Here is a 23,811-nt window from a genome sequence, read left to right on the forward strand (position 1 = left end):
AATATTTAAACAAAAGAAAATAAAACAACGTCTATAACAACATATAGTTGAGGCAATAAAATGAAAAAAACAACGTTAGCTCTTGCAATCGCAGTAGCAAGTTTAACTGCAACTGCAGCGAATGCAGCATATGAAGATAATACGTTCTACATTGGTGGTAAATTAGGTTGGTCTGAAATGTATAATTTAGATGCCAATAAAGTTCGTGGTGATGATAAAAGTGAAGTGGGTATTAAAACCTCCGATCGAAGCAACATTGGTGGTGGTGCATTTGTTGGCTTCCAAGCTAACCCTTACCTTGCATTTGAATTAGGTTATGACTGGTTAGGTTCTGCTAGATATAAAAGAACTTGGAAAGATGACAACACTAATTATGGAAAAAGTAAAATTGATGCACAAGGTGTATCTTTAACTGGTAAAGTAAGTTATCCACTATCATTCTTAACTGATGACTTAGATATTTATGGTCGTGCGGGTGGAATGGTCACTATTGCTAAATGGAAAAATAGTGGTGACGTTAAAGAAGATTATGGCCGTGGTGGCTCTAAAACTGATGTTTCTCCAGTGTTTGCTTTAGGTCTTGATTATCGTCTATCTGAAGATTTTTCAACTCGTTTAGAATATCAATATGTTAACCATATTCATACTAAAACTGATGCATCTCCAGACAATGGCTTGTTAACTTTAGGTATTACTTATCGTTTAGGTTCACCAGAAGTTCCAGCTCCAAAAGTTGAAGTAAAAACACAAGAAAATCGTTATGTATTAAACGAAGATGTTTTATTTGCTTATGCAAAAGCTGATCTTAAAGAAGAAGGTCGTCAAGCATTAGACAATTTATTAACATCATTAGTTAAAATTAACCCAACTCAAAGTGCGGTAGTGGTTATTGGTCATACTGACCGAATTGGTTCAGTTAGCTATAACCAAAAACTATCAGAACAACGTGCTAATTCTGTAATGCGATACCTTGTTGCTAAAGGTGTTCCATCTAACTTAATTAGTGCTCGTGGTATGGGTAAATCTCAACCAGTGACTGGAACTAAATGTAATGCACTTCGTGGCGCTGAGTTAAAAGCTTGTTTAGCACCTGATCGTCGTGTTGAAATTGAAGTTAAAGCACGTAATGTTCAAGAAATTAAAGTAATTGAATCAACTAATTAATATCAATATAATTAATTTCCCTAAAACCCGGTTAAAACCGGGTTTTTTATTTTCTATTTATAATTTGTTAGTAACTAAATTATATATTGGTTTTACTCTATAAATTATCCACAAAAAAGCTTATACTAACAACCATACTGTTAGTAATCAAAGTTAAAAGGAGTTACTGTGCCTACCGCTATCTGGCAAGATTGTCTTTCTCAATTACAAGAAGAAATTCCCACAACGGAATTCAATTTATGGATTCGTCCACTGCAAGCGGAGCTGGTTGATGACAAGCTGTATATTTATGCACCTAATCGGTTTGTCTTAGATTGGGTAAGAAATAAATACCTAACCACTATATCTCTATTGTTAAATAAATTATTTGATAATGATAGTTTAAAATTATATCTTGAAGTTGGTTCTACTTTAGCAACAAATAAAAAAGTAAAAAATAATGAGCCCAAAGAATCTATTAAACCCACATGGAAAACAACTAAAGAAAATAATAAAAATAATCACATTTACCATTCAGGAATTAATTATAAACACACCTTTGATAGTTTTGTTGAAGGAAAATCTAATCAACTTGCAGTTGCAGCAGCCAAACAAGTAGCTGAAAACCCTGGAAAAGCTTATAACCCACTATTTTTATATGGTTCAACAGGTTTAGGTAAGACCCACTTATTGCATGCCGTTGGTAATCAGATAATGGCTGCCAAAAGCAATTCTAAAGTTGTCTATATGCATTCTGAACGATTTGTCCAAGATATGGTAAAAGCTTTACAAAATAATGCCATTGAAGAATTTAAAAATTACTATCGTTCTGTTGATGCTTTACTTATTGATGATATACAATTTTTTGCTAATAAAGAAAGATCTCAAGAGGAGTTTTTCCATACCTTTAATTCTTTATTAGAAGGTAATCAACAAATTATTTTAACTTCAGATCGTTATCCAAAGGAAATTAATGGTGTAGAGGATCGTTTAAAATCACGTTTTGGTTGGGGCTTAACTATTGCTATTGAACCTCCCGAACTCGAAACCCGTGTTGCTATTTTGATGAAGAAGGCCGAAGAAAATAATATCAAATTACCCGAAGAAGTGGCCTTTTTTATTGCTAAACGTTTACGCTCTAACGTTCGAGAATTAGAAGGAGCTCTTAATCGAGTCATTGCTAATGCAAATTTTACTGGCAAATCAATAACTATTGAGTTTGTTAAAGATGCTTTAAAAGATCTACTTGCATTACAAGAAAAATTAATTACTATTGATAATATTCAAAAAACTGTTGCTGAATACTACAAAATTAAAGTTTCTGATTTATTATCTAAACGGCGTTCACGTTCAGTAGCAAGACCTCGCCAAGTAGCAATGGCGCTGGCTAAAGAATTAACTAATAAAAGCCTTCCTGAAATTGGCGATGGTTTTGGCGGACGAGATCATACAACAGTATTACATGCTTGTCGTAAAATCGCTGAATTGAAAGAAGAAAGCAATGATATTAAACAAGATTATTCTAATTTAATTCGAACATTATCAACTTAAAAAAGAATCAACATTATGAAATTTATTATTGATCGCGAAAAACTCATCAAACCATTACAACTTGTTAGTGCACCGTTAAGCAGTCGTCCGACATTACCAATTTTAGGCAATTTATTACTACAAGTTAGTGATAACACTTTATCAATGACAGGAACAGATCTTGAAATAGAGATGATATCTCATTTGCCTCTTATTGAAACAAATGAACCTGGAGCAACAACAGTACCGGCTAGGAAATTTCTTGATATTTGTCGAAACCTTCCAAACAACGCTCAAATTTCGATAACCGTTGATGATAATCGATTAATAATTCAATCCGGTCGGAGTAAATTTTCTTTAGCTACTTTACCGGCAAGTGACTTTCCTAATTTGGAAAATTGGCAAAGTGATATTAATTTTTCGGTACCACAGAAAACTATCAAACGACTTATTGATGCAGTTCAATTTTCCATGGCAAATCAAGATGTAAGGTATTATTTAAATGGAATGTTATTTGAAATTGAAGACGGTTTATTAAAGACAGTAGCCACTGATGGTCATCGATTAGCTGTTTGTGCGCAGCCAATTGGTCAAGATGTCCCAACATCCTGTTCGGTTATTCTACCAAGAAAAGGAGTAATTGAACTGGCAAAATTAGTTAGTGATAATGATGAACCAATTAACGTACAAGTTGGTAACAACAATTTGCGCGTAAATCTTACCGATTTTACCTTTACATCTAAACTTATCGATGGTCGATTTCCAGATTATAAACGAGTACTACCACGAAACCCAGACAAACCACTTGAAGTATCATGCGAAGAATTAAAAAATGCACTTTCACGGGTGGCGATTTTATCAAATGAAAAATTCCGTGGGATAAGGCTTTATGTTAACAATAATCAAATAAAAATTACTGCAAACAATCCAGAACAAGAAGAAGCAGAGGAAGTTATTGACGTAAAATATGAATCATCTGGGTTAGAAATTGGTTTTAATGTAACCTACCTATTAGACATATTAAACACATTAAAATGTGATAGTGTTCAACTGCTATTAACAGATGCTACATCAAGTGTGCAAATTGAAGATATCAATGATCAATCTGCTACTTATGTCGTTATGCCAATGCGACTATAATTCTATCAAATTATATATTCCGGCTTCGGCCGGACAATTTAGATCGAGGTTATGACTCTTTCACAAATCAAAATTCATCATTTTCGTAATATTGATTATGCTGAATTAATTTTATCCCCCAACTTCAACTTTATAGTTGGTAATAATGGTAGTGGAAAAACTAGCCTTCTTGAAGCTATCTATATGTTAGGGCATGGTAGATCATTTAGGCATATTCAATCAAATCGTATTATTCAACATGATCATCCTGAATTAGTTTTATATAGCAAAATTGAATCATCAAATAACCAAACGCATTCAATTGGCCTATCAAAAACCCGCAATAATGATAATAAAATAAAAATAGATGGTAATGAAGGTTTTCGATTAACTGATTTGGCAAAATTACTGCCAATTCAATTGATTACACCTGAAGGTTTTGATTTACTCACTGGTGGTCCTAAATACCGACGTGCGTTTATTGACTGGGGTTGTTTTCACCATTATCCAGAATTTGTCTATCTTTGGAATAATCTAAAACGTTTATTCAAACAACGCAATGCATTATTAAAACAATCAAATAACTATAATCAGTTATTGCCATGGGACAAAGAACTTGCTCCTATAGCACAAAAGATTAGCCAAATAAGAGAAGATTATACCCGACAAATTTTTCCAGAAATTATACACACAAGTCAGGACTTTCTACCCGAATATCAACTTAATTGTTTATATTACCAAGGGTGGGATCACGATATCGATTACACTGAAATATTATATAGGCAATATGAGCGAGACAAGCTAATCAACTATACTTCGTCAGGACCTCATAAGGCTGATATCAAATTACGCATCGAAAACATCCCGGTTGAAGATTTGTTATCTCGAGGACAACTTAAATTATTGATGTGTGCGTTACGTTTATCACAAGGTGAATACTATACTAAACAAACAAAACAATCGTGTATTTACTTAATTGATGACTTTGCATCTGAATTAGATCACCTTAAACGTAATTTATTATCGCAACGATTAAAATCTGCTCAATCACAAGTTTTCATCACTGCCGTCAGCCAAGACCAAATTACCCAGATTATTGATGAAAATGATAAGATTTTTTACATAAAATCTGGTATAATTTCCTAATTATACAAAACGATAAAAAAAATTAAATAAGTCGAGAAATTCATGTCTAATTCTTATGATTCATCTAGCATAAAAGTGCTTAAAGGTCTTGATGCCGTACGAAAACGTCCTGGCATGTATATTGGTGATACTGATGATGGGACAGGACTTCATCATATGGTTTTTGAGGTAGTTGATAATGCCATCGACGAAGCATTAGCTGGTTATTGTAGCCATATAGAAGTAACCATCCACCCTGACAATTCTGTTTCTGTGCGTGACGATGGTCGTGGGATCCCAACAGGTATACATGAAGAAGAAGGCATTTCTGCTGCTGAAGTTATTATGACTGTGCTTCATGCTGGTGGTAAATTTGATGATAATTCTTATAAAGTATCGGGTGGTTTACATGGAGTTGGGGTTTCTGTGGTTAATGCTCTATCAGATAAATTAGAATTAGTTATTTACCGGGATGGGAAAATACACAAACAAATTTATCATTTAGGTGTTCCAGAAGAACCTTTGAAAGTTATTGACGAAACTAATGAATCAGGTACTTATGTTCGTTTTTGGCCTAGCCCTGAAACATTTACCAATATAGAATTTGTATATGAAATATTAGCTAAACGTTTACGCGAACTCTCCTTCTTAAATTCTGGTGTTTCCATTAAATTAATTGATGAACGCAGTGGAAAAAGTGAACATTATCACTATGAAGGTGGTATTCAAGCCTTTGTTGAATATTTAAATAAAAACAAAAACCCAATTCACCCTAAAATATTCTATTTTAGTACGGAAAAAGACAATATTGGTGTTGAAGTGGCATTGCAATGGAATGATGGTTATCAAGAAAACATCTATTGCTTTACTAATAATATCCCGCAAAGAGATGGTGGTACCCACTTAGCTGGATTTAGAGGTGCTATGACACGTACGTTGAATAATTACATGGAAAGTGAAGGTTATAGCAAAAAAGCTAAAATAAGTGCTACCGGAGATGATGCCCGTGAAGGTTTAATTGCTGTAGTATCAGTTAAAGTACCGGATCCTAAATTTTCATCACAAACCAAAGATAAGTTAGTTTCATCAGAAGTTAAAGCCGCTGTTGAATCGGTAATGGGTGAAAAATTAACCGAATATTTACTTGAAAATCCGTCTGACGCCAAAATTGTTGTCGGAAAAATAATTGATGCAGCAAGAGCCCGTGAAGCAGCACGAAAAGCTCGGGAGATGACTCGCCGAAAAGGTGCATTAGATTTAGGTGGATTACCTGGCAAACTTGCTGATTGCCAAGAAAAAGATCCGGCTTTATCTGAACTTTACTTGGTGGAAGGGGACTCTGCGGGAGGCTCGGCTAAACAAGGGCGTAACCGTAAGAATCAAGCAATTTTACCGCTTAAAGGTAAGATTTTGAATGTCGAAAAAGCGCGTTTCGATAAAATGCTATCCTCTCAAGAAGTAGCAACACTTATTACAGCGCTAGGTTGTGGTATCGGTCGAGATGAATATAATCCTGACAAGATGCGGTATCATAGTATCATCATCATGACCGATGCCGATGTCGATGGTTCACATATCCGGACTTTACTTTTAACCTTCTTTTATCGCCAAATGCCCGAAATCATCGAACGTGGATATGTTTATATTGCTCAACCACCGCTTTACAAAGTTAAAAAAGGCAAACAAGAACAATATATTAAAGATGATGATGCCATGACACAATTCCAAATAGCATTAGCTCTTGAAGATGCATCATTACATGTAAATAATCATGCTCCAGCTTTAGCTGGTCAAGCATTAGAAAAACTCATTGCTGAATACCAAAAAGTTGAAAAACTTATTACTAAAATGGAACGTCGCTATCCTAAATCTTTGCTGTCTGAATTGATTTATCAAGATGTATTAGATGAAAATATATTAAAGAGTCAACAGCAAGCTGAAAATTGGGCGAAATCCATTGTTGAGAAGTTATCCAGTAAAGAACAACACGGTAGCACCTATCGTTATTCAGCCAAATATAATGAAAAAACTCAATTATATGTACCGGTTATTAAAGTTAGAACTCATGGTGTTGATACTAATTATGCATTAGATCAAGTATTTATTCATAGCAACGAATATCGCAATATTTGTCATTTGGGTGCGCAATTACAAGATTTACTTGAGGAAGGTGCTTTTATTAAACGAGGTGAACGCAATCAACCAGTAAGTTCTTTTGAAGAAGCTGTAGATTGGTTAATCAAAGAATCGCGTCGTGGACTAACAATTCAACGCTATAAAGGTCTGGGTGAAATGAATCCAGAACAATTATGGGAAACAACTATGGATCCGACCAGCCGTCGCATGTTACAAGTTACAATTAAAGATGCCATTGAGGCAGATCAATTGTTTACCACACTAATGGGTGACGAAGTTGAACCACGACGGTTATTCATTGAAGAAAATGCCCTTAAAGCAGCTAATTTAGATTTTTAAATAAATTTTTTTGTCGGATCCGGAAATTAATGAAATAATTCCAGAGTACGTGAAATAAAATCCAGTAATTACTGAAATAAAAAACCAGACTCAATGTCTGGTTTTTTTATTTTACTATACAAATTAGAGGAAAATAACATTAAGTCAATAATACCTAATTAGAAAATTCTATTTATCAAAAAGATAAATTTATGTAGACCATTATTATTCCGTATTATATATAATACGGAATAATTTTATTTTAAAACAATAAGTTAAATTATATTTATAGTATTTTTTATTTCTTTTTTATGATAAATTACGTGTAATAATAATTTAAGGATTTCTATTCATGACTCCATTTGGTGCTTATTTAGAAAAACTAAGGAAATCGAGAAAATTGGGACAAAAAGAGCTTGCTTATGGAGTAGGTGTCAACGCTAGTTATATTAGTTCTCTCGAAACAGGAAGAAAAGCACCACCTCAACATAATATACTTGATAAACTTATTCAAATATTAAAACTCACCAGACAAGAACAAGAAACACTCAAAGAAAAAGTTGAACTGACTCAGCTAACACGACGTATACCAAACGAAATATCCGAAGATGAATTTATCGTCATCCATGAACTTTGGAAAAATCTAGGTTTTCTTAAAAGCGAACAGATTACGATCATCTTAAATACATTAAAACTAGGAAATCATATCGTCAATAAAAGGAATATCAGTATGTAGAAAACAAAACGGGACTTGTTAGCCCCGAAATGTGAAAGGTAAAAAACCTTTGTGTGCAGACAAAGTATCTCCTTTCTCATTTCTAAAGTCAAGCAAGTCATTCTCACAACAAGATAGATAGTCACAATTATTACCATAATAGGTAAGGAGTTACTGTGTCTTTAAAAAGAACTGCAATATCGTCTGATATCTGGCAGATAGAATACTTATCATCTCAATTTAATTACAACGAGCAACATAATCGAGTAAGAGAGCCGATTACTCGCTCTAGAGGACTGGTTCGAGGACAGTTTCCCTCTAAAAAGATGTCTAGAATGATTGTTTGGGAATCTCAATTAGAACGAAGAGCGTGTTACCTATTTGAGTTTTCATCAGTAATTAAATCATTTAGAGAACAGCCGATAACTTTTACAGTTAAAATTGGCGATAAAATTAAAAAATATACACCTGATTTTGAACTAGTGTGGACTAACCATCAGATTTGGTACGTTGAAGTTAAACCATTTTCAAAATTATCTAGTCTAGAAAATCAGCTACATTATCAAGCTGTCTCGTCTCAACTGAGAAAAGAGAATTATAAATTTATTGTTCTCACTGAGAAAGAACTGATTAATCCCATTTTAGAACATAATCTTCTGATTTTAAGGAGTTATTTAAACGAAGAGATCCCATCAAAAACGATACTAGACGTTAAAAAAAGATTACAGATAGAGCCAAATCTAACGCTTGGTCAGCTACAACAAGTATTCGATATAACAATATTACTAGGCCTTATTGCTCAAGCCGTTATTTCAATTAATTTTTTTAAACCTATTTCATCAAATTCAGTCCTTATGGAGGCAAATAATGAAAATCGACTATTTTCATACCGATACTATGATGATTTTAGATAATGTGACTTACCGTATTTCAAGAATTACGGAAAATAATCAATGTATACTAGAAAAGCTAGATAACTTATCGTTAGTACAAAAAAGTAAAGATGAGCTATTGCGATTATATCAAGCGGGAAATTTAGCTTTTCGTAGTGTTATTACTCATAACCAAACAAATCAAAATATGGTTCATCCCGATAATAACCGAATTTTTCATGAATATTATTGTTATATTCAAGCAGCTCAAAGAAAACTTGGTAACAAACCTACAACAGTCGGGCTACAAGAAATTATTGATTTAGAATCAAGTGGAAAAACAGCTAATCATAAGAAACCTTCAGCCATAACTCTTTATCGATGGTGGTCTAAATGGGTTAATAGCGGATATGATAGCAATGCTTTTCAAAATAAAAAAAGAGGCCCGATATTTTCTACTTCATTTAATAATCCTGTTGTTAAGCGTATATTTGATGAAGTAGTCGATACAGTCTATCTAACAAGACAAAATAATTCCATTAAAAAAACCTATGATACATTTCGGTTCCTTATTCTAGAAAATAATAAAAAAAGTATTAAGGCCATTAAATGTCCTTCTCGTTCTCAATTTTATGAAAAGATTAATCGATTAGATAAAGAACTTGTCATTTCTTCTCGAAAAGGGAAAAGGATCGCTCAGCAATACTTTCGTCAAACAGGGCTAGGAGTGGCAGTGGCTCACATTCTAGAGCGAGTTGAGGTTGATCATACTACATTAGATATTATGGTTTTTAATGAAAACACCAAACAAGTTGATGGCAGACCAACACTAACAGCCTTGATTGATGTTTATTCTCGAATGATTCTAGGGATAGAAATTGGCTTTGAACCACCTTCTCAACTATCTGTTATGCGAGCTCTCAAAAATTCCATATTACCAAAAAATATTAAACCAGAAGAAAAATTAAATAAACATGATTGGCCTGCTTATGGTATTCCCATTACTTTAGTATGTGACAATGGTATGGAGTTTCATGCGAAAGATTTGCGTAGGATGTGCGCGGAGCTCAATATTGAACTAATCTTCTGTCCTAAACAACAACCACACTATAAAGGTCATATTGAGCGGTTTATGGGAACATTAAATCGCCAGGTATGTCATTTAATTCAAGGAACAACGTTTTCTAACATTACAATGCGTGGGGATTATAATTCCATAGATTCAGCAACGATCACATTATCAGAGTTAAAACAGCTCATTTATCAGTGGCTCATTACTGATTATATCCAATCCCCTCATAAAGGTATTGGCACTATACCGATAAAAAAATGGCAAGAAGGATTATCAATATTGCCACCGAGACTACCTGAAAGTGCAGAATATCTAAATTTTATATTAACCATTGAATTTGAACGACTACTATCTCATGAAGGGATACAATTTGAACACTTATTTTATAATTCTCATGAAATTAAAGCATTACGAATATTATATGGAGATAAGCGGAAAATTAAGTGCCGATATGACCCTGAAAACTTAGGTTATATTTGGGCTCAAGAACCTCAAAAAAAATACTATATCAAAATACCTTGTGTCCAATTTGAATATGCTAAAAATACAAGTCTTTTTCAGCATAAACAGGTCTTACAAGAGAAAAATCAAATACGAAAAAGTAGTCATAATGAATCAGAGTTACTGACATCTCGAAGCGCTCTTTATGCAAAGATACAGAGCATTAATAAAAAACAACCCATTAAGAAGCGAACTTCAGCCAGATTATTTAATGAACAAAATATTTCATTTTTAAGCGACACAAAAAAAGAGTCAACAATTGAACATAATATTAATTTAACTGATTTTTTCTTTGACGAGGATGATGAGTTTGAGGTCGTTTACAATGATAAAGATGAATAAAAAAAACTACTATTCAAGCATTAAAAAACTAAGCTCAGGAGTTATTTACCACCATGAATTCCGGTTGGCTTATGAACAAATTAAAGAAGCCTACAATATGAAACAGGAAATAGGAATTCCTACTCATATTATTTGTACTGGAGAATCAGGGACAGGAAAGTCAACATTAAAAAAACAGTTAACAAAAGAGTTTCCTCCATATTTAATTCAAGATAGAAAAATTATTCCAATCCTAGTTGTTGATACCCCAGCTATTCCGACAATAAAGAGCTTATCTGAAGCCGTTTTAATCGAACTAAATGACCCTCTATTTAAAAATGGTTCAGCCATGGAAAAAACACAAAGAATTTTACTTTATCTCAAACAATTTAACGTAAATCTTATTATTTTTGATGAATTGCAACATTTTATTGATCAAGGTAAAGAAAAGGGGTTATCTAAAGCATCCGATTGGTTAAAGATGATTATTGACCATTCTAACTCTTCAATTGTTCTAATGGGACTCACTCGCAGTGAATATTTACTCACAATCAATGAACAGTTGCGCAGGAGATTTAGTTCAAGGGTAGAACTTCCTCCATTTTCACTAAATAGTCAGAAAAATATAAAGATATTTGTTACGGTACTTTCAATGATTGAAAAAAGTATCGATTTCCCTTGCAGTTTTTCAGTAAAAGATACCTCAAATATTGAGGCTTTCTATTATGCGACTAATGGCATCATCAGTTATATCATTAAATTGTATGAAGGTGCTATCGAATATGCATTTAAAAATGGTACAGTAACAATTGATCGATTATGCTTTGAATACGCATTTACTTATAAAATTTGGAATCTTGGTGTTAACGAATTAAATCCATTTCATCCTAAATTTAATCGTCAACTTTTAGATAAACCTAATATGCCTTTTTATAAAACGAGGTAACGAGTAATGCAAAGAATAAATGAAACCCCGTATTATAAACACGCTAATTTTTTGAGTCAGCAATATGGACTAATTAAACCGCTCATCTATAATCGATGTTATTATAATGAGTGGCCTTTTTCTTATATTAATCGATTATCGATCATGAATGGATATAGTAAAACAAATTGGTTAGTACAAAATAAATTAGGCGCTCCACTCAAAAATAAAATCAGCAATTTATTAGCATATAAATTAGCATATAAAAATGATTGGTCTATTCCAAATATATCGTTAAAAGGAATTCGTACTCTTTCGGCTAATTTAAAATATATTAATACACAAACATTACGAATTTGTCCACTATGCTTAAAACTTGCCTTGTATATTCGATATGAATGGGTATTTTTATTCTCTAGTATGTGCTTAATTCATAATATTTTATTACAAGATGTTTGTCCTGATTGCAGCAAACAAATTGATTACGTAAGTGTTTATCATAATAAATGTGAGTGTGGTAAAAAGATAACAGAGTTTCCAGTACAACCCGTGTGTGAGAAATTCGACCTAATTCAAAGAGTGATTGAAAATAAAACAATAAATCATCAAACAATAGATAAACTTAATCATATTAATAAGTTAAATATTGTATATTTTATTTTTTTTATTATTTCTCCTAAAAATATTCAATTTAAAGAAAAATCGAGCATTACTATGCGGGATAATATTATTATCGTTGAACGATTAGCTTATATATTATTTAGTGGTAAAGAAGGTTTTTGGTATTTTTTAAATCATTTTATCCACTCGATTAATAGTTACTCTAAAAAGTTAATGCCTTTTTACCGCCAATTTAATAGACAATTTAAGTCTAATTTATTTTCTGAATATAAGCGTTACCTTGATGAGTTCATTAATTTATATTGGAGAAATCATATTACGGATAAAAACACATTATTTTCAAAATCAATATTGGCTAACCATGCATGGATCTCCATTTCAAAAGTTAAAGCTCAATTTAATCTTACCGAATCGTTAATTATCAAAGCTACAGTAAAAGGGCTTATTCGTTCAGAAACTATCTATAATGAACAAAATTTTATGGTGCATCATAAACCTAGATATTATCGTTTGTATTACAAGCCAGACATCATCAAACAGTTACCTATGTTACAAGGCACAATTTCATTCAAAAAAGTTTGCCTTTTATTAGGAACAACTAAAAAACAACTTAATAGTTTAATAAAAAATAATCATTTCAACTTCATTATTGCACCTGAAGAGGCTTATATATACTTAGAAGATAAATACAACAGCCTAATTCATATAATAGAAAAATATGGATATCTCATTAATGAATGTGCTTCAAAAGGAAATTCATGGTTATTTTTAAAATCAGAAATTGAGGGTTATTTGCAACATATATTAAAACAAGCATTACATTCTGGTGATTTAAAAGATTCGTTAGCTTTACCTGATGCAATGAGAGTTATTGGTAATAAAATAAAAGAAGCATATAAAGAAATTATTACTGCAATGATAAATCAAGAATTACATTTATTTATACCAGAAATCGATAAGCCGACACTAAGAAATATTCATATTCCAACAAAAGCGCTTATTAGCTGGATCAATCAAAAAACTAGACAACATACTTATATGACAATTCCACAAATGGCCAAGCATCTAAGAATTAGTCAACAGTTTGCTTATGATCTGGTTAATTATGAACTTATGCCATATACCATAATTGAAGAAAATAATACTCGTTGGATAACTAAAGAAAATATCAACGAATTCAATAAAAATTATATTATTGTATCTAAACTTGCTAAAGAAAAAGGAATTTCATCAAAAAAAATAATAGAACAATTAAATAATAATAAAAATTATAAAAAATTATCATATAAATTAAAACAGATGGTATATAATCAAATTTAATATTGATTAAATTCATCAAAAATATCGGAATATTATATAGTATTTTCTCAAATAAAAAGGAGTATTAGTTATATGCGACTATCTATTGAAGGATATAAATCAATAAATACTAAACAAGGAATAAATATATCTGGATTGTCAGTTATTGCTGGTAAAAATAGTTCAGGTAAATCTAGTTTTATGCAACCATTTCTAATTCTGAAACAAACGTTTGAAAGTAATACTGACAGTAATGCTCTTATAATTAATGGTGAAAATACAGATCTAACTAAAAAAGATCAATTATTATGTAAACAAACAAAATCAAATAAATTTTCTATTTATATAGAATATGATGATGGAAATAAAACTAAAAAAACATCACAAGTTGTATTCGAATATGATGAAAAAAAAGGTTTTATTTCAACCAGCTCACGCTTCACTAGTAAAAAGCAAGATATAACTTTGTCTTTAGATATGTCGCAATTTGAAATTGATAATTTGGTATCAGAGTTGGAAAAAAATGACTCTACATTTTCACGTATATATCGTAATTTTGCTAAAGATAAACTTAAGTTAATTAATAGAATAGATAATAATGAATTATTCTTAACTTTAAGAATTGAGCCTAAAAAACAACAAAATAAAAAAGAAAATCAATTTAATTTAGGAGTCGTATTTGAATTTAATCCAAGTGGATTTCTAAAGAGGTTTGCAGAAAATATTATTCATATATCGGGTATAAGACAATCACCTGTAAGAGAATATAAGCTTACAAAATATAATAAGAACTACCAAGGTCTGTTTGATAAATATACAGCCACTATAATATACAATTGGTCGACAGAAGATGAAAAAAAGCTTAATAAATTACAAACCTTAATCGAAGATTTGGAGTTAGCAACAAATATAACTACACGAAAAATAGACGAAGCTTATATTGCTATAGAAATTTCACGATTTATGCAATCACCAAAAACTGATACAGTTAACATATCTGATGTTGGGCTTGGATTATCACAAGTACTTCCTATTCTAGTTGCATTAATTGAAGCTAAAGAAAATAATATAATTTATATAGAACAGCCAGAAATACACTTACACCCCAAAGCACAATTTAAATTAGCTAAGATATTTTGTAATTTTGTTAAAAACGGAAAAAAAATAATTGTTGAGACTCATAGTTCGATTTTTATTCGAGGATTACAAATAGCAGTTGCTAATAACGAGTTAAGAGGCGATTTATTTTCATTAAATTGGTTTCATCAAAATGAAGAAGGAAATTCTATAATTACTGAAGCTAGTTTGGATGAAATGGGGGCATTTGATGATTGGCCTTCAGATTTTGATGATATCTATCTGGATGTAGAGGGGCAATATTTGGATGCTGTTGAAAAAAAAATGGCCAGGGGATAAAAATGGGATTTGTTATTGATGCTGATATAGCTAGAGCTTCAGGAACATCAGAACACCCAGTTTCAAGTTCTTCACGACTTTTATTAGATGCAATAAAAAAAAATGGAGCTATGATCTGTTTTTGTGATGAGTTACAAAAAGAATGGAATGTTCATAAATCACGTTATGCAAAAACATGGCTTGTTAGCATGTATTCTAAGAAAAAAGTACAAATTAAAAAAATCTCTGGATATACAAAATCTCATTTAGAAAAATTGAATGAATCAATTGAGCAAAAAGCAGCTATAAAAGATGCGCATCTGATAGATTTGGCTTTTTTATCACAAAAGATTGTATTTTCTAACGATGGTAAGGCGAGAGAAGCTTTTTCTCAATTACTATGTAAGAGGGATGAATTTAATATTTATTGGATGTCAGCAAAAGATCATATTAATGATATTGTTCTGTATCCATTAAAAGGTAAGAGAATACCCCAGAAGTATCATTTATTTTATATAGATCCAAATACCGTGACCGTAGAAAACTAAGCTCTATTTATATTAGAGTGATTTATTCATCAATTATCCAATTTATAGCGATTCATATCACAAATTATCGGATTTTTAGCACATATAAAAATCCGATAATAATTGAAAGGCCTTGATATAGTTGAATCGTTCATTTCATTAATTCCCGGATCCGACAGTTAAGAAATTTAAACTAATTAAAATAAAACAACCAGATTTATTTCTGGTTGTTATTAATGAATCTAACACTTATTAAACTAAATAAACGATTTTAGATAAGTAAATTTTATTTACAAACTGGCCTATTTAATTTCAGATCAGAAACGGCCTTATTCATCTGTTTAATCATATCATTGGGATTTTGAGCAATATAAACTTTGCCTCCAGTCATATTAGCCACACAATCAATTTTGTGTTCACCAGCTATATCAACTATATTAATTTTCAACTTCGGTTTTTGTGTTGCAATATAATTAACTAACGTACAGATATTTTTCTTTGCGCAAGTATCCTCACCGTCACTAATAACCAGAATGTAATCATCACGTTTTACTCCATCAAGCATTGCACTAGCTTTTTCAATACCACTATAAAGTGCTGTTCCAGATTTGACAGAATTAATTGGAATTAAACCATTAATTTTACTCTTCAAAGTACCTCGATTTGCATAGCTATAAAACGGTGTAGTATCTGCTGTAGGACAAGTTGATAAGGTAACAAGTGAAATATCAATATTTTGCTGTATTTTATCAATACTTGATAGTGCAACTTTTTTACTTGTTGTTAAACGAGTTGGTAAACGGGTCATTCTATTTTCAAATGCAGTTATATCCTGACTAGTCATATAATTCGGATAACCTATTTCAAAATGATAACGAAGATATTTTTCAATCTCTGATGGTGGTTCTGCCAAAGTTATATTCATAGATAACGAATTATCAAATACCAACACCATTTTAGATGGATTCGGATTATTTATCATTTCTTGTTTTGATATACAATTAGGTGGATTCTTAACTTTAGGTTTTGGATCTTCTTTGGCTACAGGAACTGGTTTTGGTTCTATTTTTGGTTCAGTTACAGTAACAACATCTGACTCAACCTTTGGTTCTGAAGTAACAACAGGTTCAACCTTTTGTTCTTGTGGTGGATCAATAGCTTGAACAAGTTCAGGTTTCTTTTCTTCTATTGGTTGTACTACAACTTGTGATGGATCAGGTACTTTTTCTTTTCCATATGGACCAAAGAAATACCAAAGTAAACCTAGTAAACTCAATAATCCAATTAATAATAAAGCTAACAACAAAAAATGCCACCAGCGCCACAATGCTTTTGGAGGAATAACTGCCGGTACTATAGCTGGTTTAGGTAACACTGGTTCTTCAAAAGAATTAACAATGACGGGATCATCATTGATAACATAAATTTGGTTACCTAAACTTTTAATTCTAGGTAACCAAGACGCGATCAATTTTTGTTGTTCACTAGTTAATGCTATTGACTTAATAGTCGTTTCAATATCATTAATACGTGTTTTAAGTGTTTCTTCTATCTGCTTTTTACGCACTTCATCAGTTAAACTGCTTAATAAAATAGGTTGGCCTTCAAGGTGAGTATACCAACCAACATATCGATCGTTATCGATCAATTTGGGGATTGGCAAAATCGAAAAAGTTCGTTCAGTTAAATGTGGCTTTAAAAAAGATAACAAGAAATTATATTGATCCAATAAAGACATTTTATTTAAATCATTATTATCTAATACAATCCGCGTTATCCGTTGCATCATTAACTTCCTTTCTAAATATCTGACATTTATTTTTGTTTAAAACAACATAACTTAATAGCTAAATTATAACATTAGTTTAGCTGTAAAATTATTCTGTTAAATAGCCTGTTATTATACTTACTCATTGACACAAAGGACGACTAATCTTTAGATCTGAAACTGCATTATTCATCTGTTTAATCATATCTTTTGGATTTTGCGCTATATAAACCTTTCCTTTGGTCATTTTAGCTACACAATCAATTTTATGTTCACCAGCTATATCTATAATGTTAATTTTTAATCTTGGTTTTTGTGCTGCTATAGATTTAGCTAAAGTACAAATATTTTTCTTTACGCAAGTATCTTCGCCATCACTAATAATGAGAATATAATCATCATGGGTAACACCATCAAGCATTTTACTCGCTTTTTCTAAACCACTATAAAGTGGTGTCCCAGATTGTGCTGAATTATTAGGTATATTAACTTTACTTTTTAAAACATTACGGTTGGCATAACTAAAATATTCGGCATTAATAGGTTGGAGGTTATTAATTCTATTTTTTAGCGTACCTCTATTTTGATAACTAAAAAATGAAGTTGCATTAGCTCGCGGACAACTAGATAGTGTAACTAGTGAAATATCTATATCCTGTTGTATTTTATCGATACTGGATAATGCAACCTTCTTACTCGCTGATAAACGACTTGGTAAACGAGTCATCTTTTTTTCATATGCTACTATTTCTTGTTTTGACATATAAGATGGATAACCATAACCCAAATATTCAAAATATTGTCGAACTTTAGATGGTGATTCAGCTATGGTAGCAATCATTGACAATGAATTATCGAATACAAGTACCATTTTTGAGGGATTTGGATTTTTACTAATCTCTTCCTTACTAATACAATTAGGTGGATTAATAACTTTTGGTTTAGGATCTGGGGATTGTTGCGATTGTAAATTCGGATCTGCTGTTACAATAGGCGCAGAGTCTGATGTAACAACTGCTTTAGGTTCTTCCTGCCGATCAATAGCTGGTTCAGGGTCAGGTTTTATTTCTACTACAGGTTGTTTTACTATAGATAAGGAATTAGGTACTTTTTCTTTACCATATGGACACAAAAAATACCAAAGCAAACCCAAAAATCCAATTAATAAAAAAGCTAACAATAGAAAATACCACCAGCGCCAAAATGTTTTTTGAGTAGTGACGGGTGGCACTATAGCCGGTTTAGGTAACACCGGTTCTTTGAAAGAATTAACAATGACGGGATCATCATTGATAACGTAAATTTGGTTACCTAAACTTTTAATTCTAGGTAACCAAAACGAAACCAATGTTTGCTGTTCATCAGTTAATGACATTGAATTAATAGCCAACTCAAAGTCATTAATAAGTGTTTTAAGCGTGTTTTCAATCTGATTTTTACGAGCATCACCCTTTATACTACTTAGTAAAATGGGTTGACCTTCAAGGTGGGTATACCAACCAACATATTGATTATTATCAATCAGTTTTGGGGTTGGCAAAATCGAAAAAGTGCGTTCTGTTAAATGAGGCTTTAAAAAAGATAACAAGAAATTATATTGTTCCAACAAAGACATCTTGTCTGAACTATTAGGATCAATCAAAATTCTTGTTATTCGTTGCATAGTTAGCGGTTCCCTTAATATCAAACTCTATGTTTTCACTAAAACATATTTTCCAACTGCAACAGTTCTATATATTTAATGCTTTCTGTAATTGTTGGAGTTTTTTATTTAATTTATCTAACTCAACTTGCTTTTCAATCTCAGAACCATTCGATGTATTGACTTTCTTCAGTTGCTGTTCAATATCATTAACTTGAGCTTGTAAATCATCGCGACCTTTAGCTTTTTGTTTTACTTCATTAGTTAACTTAGTCAAATCAGTTTTCAACTTTTGCATCTGAGCCTGTTTTTGTTTGATACTTAATGACGTATCATTTTTTTGCTTTTCTATAGTTGCATAAATCTCTTTAAACTGTTGATTAGCTCTTATTTCATTGTCTAAAATCTGTTGTTTCTGGTCAATTCTAGCTTGGTAATTTCCTGAATAATTACAACTAATCTTATCCATAATACCTATATTAGTATTGGTTGGATCACATTGCTCAGGAGTTGTTGAACAACCCGCTAATAGAACTAGCGGACAAAGTAAAGTAAGATATTTTTTTTTCATAATTAGCCCACCCTTACTGCTGAACGTTGTTGAGTTACAAGGTTAATTTGTTTTTCTAGACCTGCTATTTGTTTATTTAATTGATTAATTTCTTTATCTAATTTCGACACATTAACCCCTGATTGCTTCTCTTTAGCTGAAAGTGAAACCCAATCTTTTTCGACTTCTTTCATGCGGGATAATTTATCAGTTAAATAAGCGATATTAGCATCAATTTGAGTCAGATCATTTTGAGCTTGTTTAGTATTTACCGAAGAATTTTTGATTTGTTGGTTTAAAACTTTTAGTGTAGCTAAATTTTTATCTAATACACTTTTGGCTGATTGTGTCACAGCTTGAACTTCTAATGTATTTTTTTGAACATCTTGTATATAAGCATCAACGCGCATCTCTTCATTTGCATATTCAGCACGTTTTGAATCAAGATAGTAGTTTGCTCCCATCATTACACCACAACCTACCGCCGCCGAAGCAACACATGCCCCAGGTTTACCACCAAGCAATAGACACCCAACACCACCTACGCCGGCACCAATAGCACAAGATTGCCATGCTGATTTACTAAAGAATTGAGCAGAATTACTTTTAGTTAATGCTGGATCAACATCTTTAGTATTAACACCAGATGAAGATTGGCAACCAGTTAATATCAGTGACACACATAGTGTTATTATTAGCATAATTTTATTCATTATTTATTTCCTTTTACTTCATTACAAGTTTTCAGCCAAATTGTACGTTCAATATTCCCTGATTCAATATATTGATTAATATGTTTGAAATAGAGTTTTAAATAGTCACTCATATTTGCTTTACCACTGTTTTCGAGAATAAATTGTGTTGCTTTCGCTTGACCATTAATGGTACTTTTTTCATAGTTTGATACAGTGTTAACAATAGTATCCGAATAATATTTTAAAATAAAATCTCGCGCATTTTTCGAATCATCTAGCACTTGTTTTAAGTTATTTAATTTCGCTTGCGAACACATATTATCATTATCCACATTTTCAGATTCTTTAACATCACAAATTTCATTAGTCATCGTATTGTATAAATTATTATTGTATTCATACTTACTATTAAGATCTGAAACATTGGCACATAAAAAAGCACCTAATTGCAAAGCAGATTGAATAGAGCGATCACGCTGTTCATCACGAGCCTGATTAGCACTACGCAACAAAGTATTTAATTGATTTAATTCTTTTTTAGTTTTTTCATCTTCTACTTGTTTAGTTATTTTTTCTAGTTCATTAACAACACTGCCATTCTTTGAAGATTCAGCGTCATCACCTAGTGCATTCCATTCCTTATCTAACTCTTTAATTAGATCATTAGAATTCATTATTTCTGTGGTGTAAAGCACGCGGAATCCAACGTCCTTACTTTTGTATGCGCCTTTATCATTGTAAAAAGGTTTTTCAGTACGAAAAGACGAGTTAGTTGCTGATTCAGAGGTCAAATAACTAGCTCCACGAACAGTTATTCCACCGAGTTGACCATGATAACGATCTAGCTTATTCATTCTAAAAGAGTCAAACATCATTTCACTGGCATTTCCCAAAATATCATAGAGATCAAGAGGGTTAGGTTCAAGTTTACCAATAAGTTGTAATTTCCCATTCGCCGATTTTGCGCCCGAGAACCATGCATAATTTTCTAAAGTATTAACCATTGGGAAACGTGCCTCACGAAATTCTGATTCGGTCACTTTAGAGCCCCCTCGAGCGGCATACTCCCATTCTGTATTATTAGGTAAACGCAGATAACCTTTAGGTACACTATTGGCTTTAATTTTTGACTGATTTGCAATTAACCAACGATTATATTTATCAGTAAATGCAACAGCATCAAACCAACTTACCTCTGTCATAGGGAAAGAAAGTGTAATTTTTGCTGTTGGGCAAGTATCATTCATTACCGCTTGATACTGTAGTATGGTCAGTTCATATTTACCAATTAGAAAATACCGTTCATTACCGGTATCAGAAAAACTACCAGAAATATAGTTAGGGGTTGCATACTCAGCAAAACCTAATTCTTTTTGGTTACTACCTAACACAACTTTAACATCATCTAAAGGTTTACTAGTTGGTGTAAAAACCTTTTTCATTACCAGACTACCATCACAAGGCATAGGTAAAATAACATCATCTTTAGCTGGTTTTGGGTTATAAAATTTACTATCCCATGGTTCAGCATAGCTTAATAATGGGAATAGACTTATTACCAAACCGCAAAAAATATATTTTATCTGATTAAACTTCCCGTAAACTTTCTGCTGGTTGAATCCTAACGGCACGCCGGCCTCCTATAATAACTACTATACTTGAGACGCATAAAGTTAGTAAAAATGCAATAGTAAGATGATAAAATTGTAATTGACTTACGATAGGTTGTGAAACTAAATTTTTACCTAAAACCATATTAAATGCATAATTCCCAAATAAAAAGAATATACAAGATATAAAAAACGCTAAACAACTCAAAATGATAGTTTGGATAATTAAATACAGCATAATTTCTTGTGACTGAAAACCAATCAATCGCATAAAAGCAATATCTTTACGCTTACGATCAATATTAGATAAAAAAGATCCTGTAAATGACAAAATACATCCAAAAATAGCTGTAATAGCAATGACACTAAAAATAAAAGTAAGGACTCTATCAATAGCTTGCATATTTTCAATTGCATTTGCCTGAGTACGCGTTTCAATATGTTGTTCACGTAATTTAAAAGATAATGGGGCAACATCATCTAATGAATTAGCATAAATTCTCGCTCTTGCAAATAAGGTATGCTTGGATGGATTTTGTAGGCCGGTAGCAGTTTGAAAAATTGTACTTTGATAACCATCATAAAAATTTTCCATTTCAATAAGCAAATCTAATGTAACAAAGGCGGCGGCACGATTATAACGACTCTCTGGTATAATACCTTTTACTTCTAATTGAGTAATTCCCTTCTCAATTTTACCATCAAGTTGCCGTGTAATAATCATTTTTACCCAACTACCTATAGTTGCTTGCATTTTTTCAGCGGCAAGGGCACTCAATAAAATTTGATTGTTACTATCAAGAGAAGGGAAAGTTAGAGTGATAGGATCATGAGAATCAGTTGGGATAATCTCTGCATTATTAACAAAATGACTAGAGTCACTAATTAGATCTGCTTGAGTATTTAGCGAACGAGTAAGAGGAATAACAAAAGCTGTTTCAGGCTGTTTTTTTATCCAATCTAACTTAGTATTATTAAGTTGTAAATTACCAACTATTTTAATTTCTAAATTTTGTGGATCACTAAGCAGTTGCTGACGCAGTTGTGAAACTACGCCATATTTTAAACTAAATAACAGTAATAACGGTGTAATTACAGATATAACTGAGGCTATAATACAAAATGAAACTTTCTTGTCATACCATAAATCGGCTAAAGATAAACGGATAATAAGTAGCCATTTAGCTATAACATTAATCATCTTTACCTACCTTAGCTTGTAGTGGCAAAAATACAGATGATTGCTGGGAAACTAAATTAGCTGATAAGGTGAATAGCCCTTTATTGGCAATACGTTGCCAATCATGAGTAACAATCATTGCGGCAATATTATCTTGCTGAGCTTGTTGTATGATTAAATCAAAAAGCAAATTGGCATTATATGGATCAAGAGCCGAAGTAGGTTCATCAGCCAGTAGTAAAGCTGGTTTATGAATAATTGAACGAATAAAAGAGGCTCGTTGCCTTTCACCAATTGATAACTGCTTAGGATATTTACTTAATAAATGAGAAATACTTAATTTTTCAACCAAATAGTCAAAACGGATATAATCAATCTTTTGTTGTAACAATCTAAATGGCAATAAAACATTATCGCGTATGGTCAGAAATGGTAGTAAACCACCAGTTTGCAACATAAATCCACAATAATGAGCTCTAATTTTAGCTTGCAGATCAATGTTATCGTCATTAATGAGTGAAGCAATATTTATATTTTGATCATCAACTATGAGATTATAACAATCTACCGCATCAGGCTTGAGGATCATACCAATCATTTCTAAAAGAGTACTTTTACCACTACCACTATCACCTTTAATGACCACGACTTGACCTGCTTTAACCATTAGTTCCGGCAGGCAAACCTTAAATAATGATTTGCCGGTAGATCGTGAAATTGCCAGTTGCTTTATGGTTAACATTGGTT

Annotated in this window: 19 protein-coding genes; 12 read left to right on the top strand and 7 right to left on the bottom strand. The window is 32.0% G+C overall.

What is annotated here, in order from left to right; translation table 11 throughout:
• The first annotated feature begins 60 nt into the window (after nucleotides 1-60).
• The 12 genes from ompA to A9G12_RS10965 all read left to right on the top strand — a co-directional run bounded on the left by ompA (nucleotide 61) and on the right by A9G12_RS10965 (nucleotide 15,640).
• Nucleotides 61-1,164 carry a porin OmpA gene (ompA, locus tag A9G12_RS10910; protein WP_065565879.1) on the top strand — a complete coding sequence of 368 codons (1,104 nt, stop codon included), beginning with the start codon at nucleotides 61-63 and terminating at the stop codon, nucleotides 1,162-1,164.
• A gap of 168 nt (nucleotides 1,165-1,332) precedes the next feature.
• On the top strand, nucleotides 1,333-2,694 hold the full coding sequence (dnaA, locus tag A9G12_RS10915) for a chromosomal replication initiator protein DnaA (protein ID WP_065565880.1): 1,362 nt from the start codon (nucleotides 1,333-1,335) through the stop codon (nucleotides 2,692-2,694).
• Between the two features lie 15 nt (nucleotides 2,695-2,709).
• Nucleotides 2,710-3,813 (top strand): DNA polymerase III subunit beta, encoded by a 1,104-nt coding sequence (dnaN, locus tag A9G12_RS10920; protein WP_065565881.1) that lies wholly within the window; start codon nucleotides 2,710-2,712, stop codon nucleotides 3,811-3,813.
• Between the two features lie 51 nt (nucleotides 3,814-3,864).
• The gene (recF, locus tag A9G12_RS10925; protein ID WP_065565882.1) at nucleotides 3,865-4,938 is read left to right on the top strand and encodes a DNA replication/repair protein RecF; all 1,074 of its coding nucleotides are present in this window, start codon (nucleotides 3,865-3,867) and stop codon (nucleotides 4,936-4,938) included.
• 42 nt (nucleotides 4,939-4,980) lie between these two features.
• Nucleotides 4,981-7,392, top strand: coding sequence for a DNA topoisomerase (ATP-hydrolyzing) subunit B (gene gyrB, locus A9G12_RS10930; RefSeq protein ID WP_065565883.1), 2,412 nt, complete (start codon nucleotides 4,981-4,983; stop codon nucleotides 7,390-7,392).
• A gap of 331 nt (nucleotides 7,393-7,723) precedes the next feature.
• The gene (locus tag A9G12_RS10935; protein ID WP_065565884.1) at nucleotides 7,724-8,107 is read left to right on the top strand and encodes a helix-turn-helix domain-containing protein; all 384 of its coding nucleotides are present in this window, start codon (nucleotides 7,724-7,726) and stop codon (nucleotides 8,105-8,107) included.
• Between the two features lie 155 nt (nucleotides 8,108-8,262).
• Nucleotides 8,263-9,000 carry a TnsA endonuclease N-terminal domain-containing protein gene (locus tag A9G12_RS10940; protein ID WP_065565885.1) on the top strand — a complete coding sequence of 246 codons (738 nt, stop codon included), beginning with the start codon at nucleotides 8,263-8,265 and terminating at the stop codon, nucleotides 8,998-9,000.
• Nucleotides 8,954-10,873: a DDE-type integrase/transposase/recombinase gene (locus A9G12_RS10945; protein WP_065565886.1), complete on the top strand. Its 1,920-nt coding sequence runs from the start codon at nucleotides 8,954-8,956 to the stop codon at nucleotides 10,871-10,873. Before A9G12_RS10940 ends, A9G12_RS10945 begins: the two co-directional genes overlap by 47 nt.
• Nucleotides 10,857-11,798, top strand: coding sequence for a TniB family NTP-binding protein (locus A9G12_RS10950; RefSeq protein ID WP_065565887.1), 942 nt, complete (start codon nucleotides 10,857-10,859; stop codon nucleotides 11,796-11,798). Before A9G12_RS10945 ends, A9G12_RS10950 begins: the two co-directional genes overlap by 17 nt.
• Nucleotides 11,799-11,804: 6 nt before the next feature.
• Nucleotides 11,805-13,718 (top strand): TniQ family protein, encoded by a 1,914-nt coding sequence (locus tag A9G12_RS10955; protein ID WP_065565888.1) that lies wholly within the window; start codon nucleotides 11,805-11,807, stop codon nucleotides 13,716-13,718.
• 72 nt (nucleotides 13,719-13,790) lie between these two features.
• Nucleotides 13,791-15,113, top strand: coding sequence for an AAA family ATPase (locus tag A9G12_RS10960; protein ID WP_065565889.1), 1,323 nt, complete (start codon nucleotides 13,791-13,793; stop codon nucleotides 15,111-15,113).
• 2 nt (nucleotides 15,114-15,115) lie between these two features.
• Nucleotides 15,116-15,640, top strand: coding sequence for a hypothetical protein (locus A9G12_RS10965; protein WP_065565890.1), 525 nt, complete (start codon nucleotides 15,116-15,118; stop codon nucleotides 15,638-15,640).
• A gap of 265 nt (nucleotides 15,641-15,905) precedes the next feature.
• Here A9G12_RS10965 and A9G12_RS10970 read toward each other — a convergent pair whose 3' ends face one another.
• The 7 genes from A9G12_RS10970 to A9G12_RS11000 all read right to left on the bottom strand — a co-directional run bounded on the left by A9G12_RS10970 (nucleotide 15,906) and on the right by A9G12_RS11000 (nucleotide 23,806).
• Nucleotides 15,906-17,408, bottom strand: coding sequence for a hypothetical protein (locus A9G12_RS10970; RefSeq protein WP_176701764.1), 1,503 nt, complete (start codon nucleotides 17,406-17,408; stop codon nucleotides 15,906-15,908).
• Between the two features lie 121 nt (nucleotides 17,409-17,529).
• Nucleotides 17,530-19,050: a hypothetical protein gene (locus A9G12_RS10975; protein ID WP_065565892.1), complete on the bottom strand. Its 1,521-nt coding sequence runs from the start codon at nucleotides 19,048-19,050 to the stop codon at nucleotides 17,530-17,532.
• A gap of 67 nt (nucleotides 19,051-19,117) precedes the next feature.
• Nucleotides 19,118-19,600: a hypothetical protein gene (locus A9G12_RS10980; protein ID WP_065565893.1), complete on the bottom strand. Its 483-nt coding sequence runs from the start codon at nucleotides 19,598-19,600 to the stop codon at nucleotides 19,118-19,120.
• 2 nt (nucleotides 19,601-19,602) lie between these two features.
• Nucleotides 19,603-20,292: a hypothetical protein gene (locus A9G12_RS10985; protein ID WP_065565894.1), complete on the bottom strand. Its 690-nt coding sequence runs from the start codon at nucleotides 20,290-20,292 to the stop codon at nucleotides 19,603-19,605.
• Nucleotides 20,292-21,905, bottom strand: a complete 1,614-nt coding sequence (locus tag A9G12_RS10990; protein ID WP_218056640.1) for an SUMF1/EgtB/PvdO family nonheme iron enzyme — start codon at nucleotides 21,903-21,905, stop codon at nucleotides 20,292-20,294. The genes A9G12_RS10985 and A9G12_RS10990 overlap by 1 nt, the downstream gene beginning before the upstream one ends.
• Entirely contained in the window at nucleotides 21,862-23,085 is a 1,224-nt protein-coding gene (locus A9G12_RS10995; protein WP_065565895.1) for an ABC transporter permease, read from the bottom strand. Before A9G12_RS10995 ends, A9G12_RS10990 begins: the two co-directional genes overlap by 44 nt.
• A complete protein-coding gene (locus A9G12_RS11000) occupies nucleotides 23,078-23,806 on the bottom strand; it encodes an ABC transporter ATP-binding protein (RefSeq protein WP_065565896.1) in 729 nt (242 codons plus the stop codon). The genes A9G12_RS10995 and A9G12_RS11000 overlap by 8 nt, the downstream gene beginning before the upstream one ends.
• Nucleotides 23,807-23,811 lie beyond the last annotated feature (5 nt).

Source organism: Gilliamella sp. wkB112 (assembly GCF_001690685.1).
GTDB classification, from domain to species: domain Bacteria; phylum Pseudomonadota; class Gammaproteobacteria; order Enterobacterales; family Orbaceae; genus Gilliamella; species Gilliamella apicola_J.

Coding starts and splice junctions, on each gene's coding strand:
- ompA (WP_065565879.1), top strand. CDS start 61: ATGAAAAAAACAACGTTAGCTCTTGCAATCGCAGTAGCAAGTTTAACT.
- dnaN (WP_065565881.1), top strand. CDS start 2,710: ATGAAATTTATTATTGATCGCGAAAAACTCATCAAACCATTACAACTT.
- recF (WP_065565882.1), top strand. CDS start 3,865: ATGACTCTTTCACAAATCAAAATTCATCATTTTCGTAATATTGATTAT.
- gyrB (WP_065565883.1), top strand. CDS start 4,981: ATGTCTAATTCTTATGATTCATCTAGCATAAAAGTGCTTAAAGGTCTT.
- A9G12_RS10935 (WP_065565884.1), top strand. CDS start 7,724: ATGACTCCATTTGGTGCTTATTTAGAAAAACTAAGGAAATCGAGAAAA.
- A9G12_RS10945 (WP_065565886.1), top strand. CDS start 8,954: ATGAAAATCGACTATTTTCATACCGATACTATGATGATTTTAGATAAT.
- A9G12_RS10950 (WP_065565887.1), top strand. CDS start 10,857: ATGATAAAGATGAATAAAAAAAACTACTATTCAAGCATTAAAAAACTA.
- A9G12_RS10955 (WP_065565888.1), top strand. CDS start 11,805: ATGCAAAGAATAAATGAAACCCCGTATTATAAACACGCTAATTTTTTG.
- A9G12_RS10960 (WP_065565889.1), top strand. CDS start 13,791: ATGCGACTATCTATTGAAGGATATAAATCAATAAATACTAAACAAGGA.
- A9G12_RS10965 (WP_065565890.1), top strand. CDS start 15,116: ATGGGATTTGTTATTGATGCTGATATAGCTAGAGCTTCAGGAACATCA.
- A9G12_RS10970 (WP_176701764.1), bottom strand. CDS start 17,408: ATGATGCAACGGATAACGCGGATTGTATTAGATAATAATGATTTAAAT.
- A9G12_RS10975 (WP_065565892.1), bottom strand. CDS start 19,050: ATGCAACGAATAACAAGAATTTTGATTGATCCTAATAGTTCAGACAAG.
- A9G12_RS10980 (WP_065565893.1), bottom strand. CDS start 19,600: ATGAAAAAAAAATATCTTACTTTACTTTGTCCGCTAGTTCTATTAGCG.
- A9G12_RS10985 (WP_065565894.1), bottom strand. CDS start 20,292: ATGAATAAAATTATGCTAATAATAACACTATGTGTGTCACTGATATTA.
- A9G12_RS10995 (WP_065565895.1), bottom strand. CDS start 23,085: ATGATTAATGTTATAGCTAAATGGCTACTTATTATCCGTTTATCTTTA.
- A9G12_RS11000 (WP_065565896.1), bottom strand. CDS start 23,806: ATGTTAACCATAAAGCAACTGGCAATTTCACGATCTACCGGCAAATCA.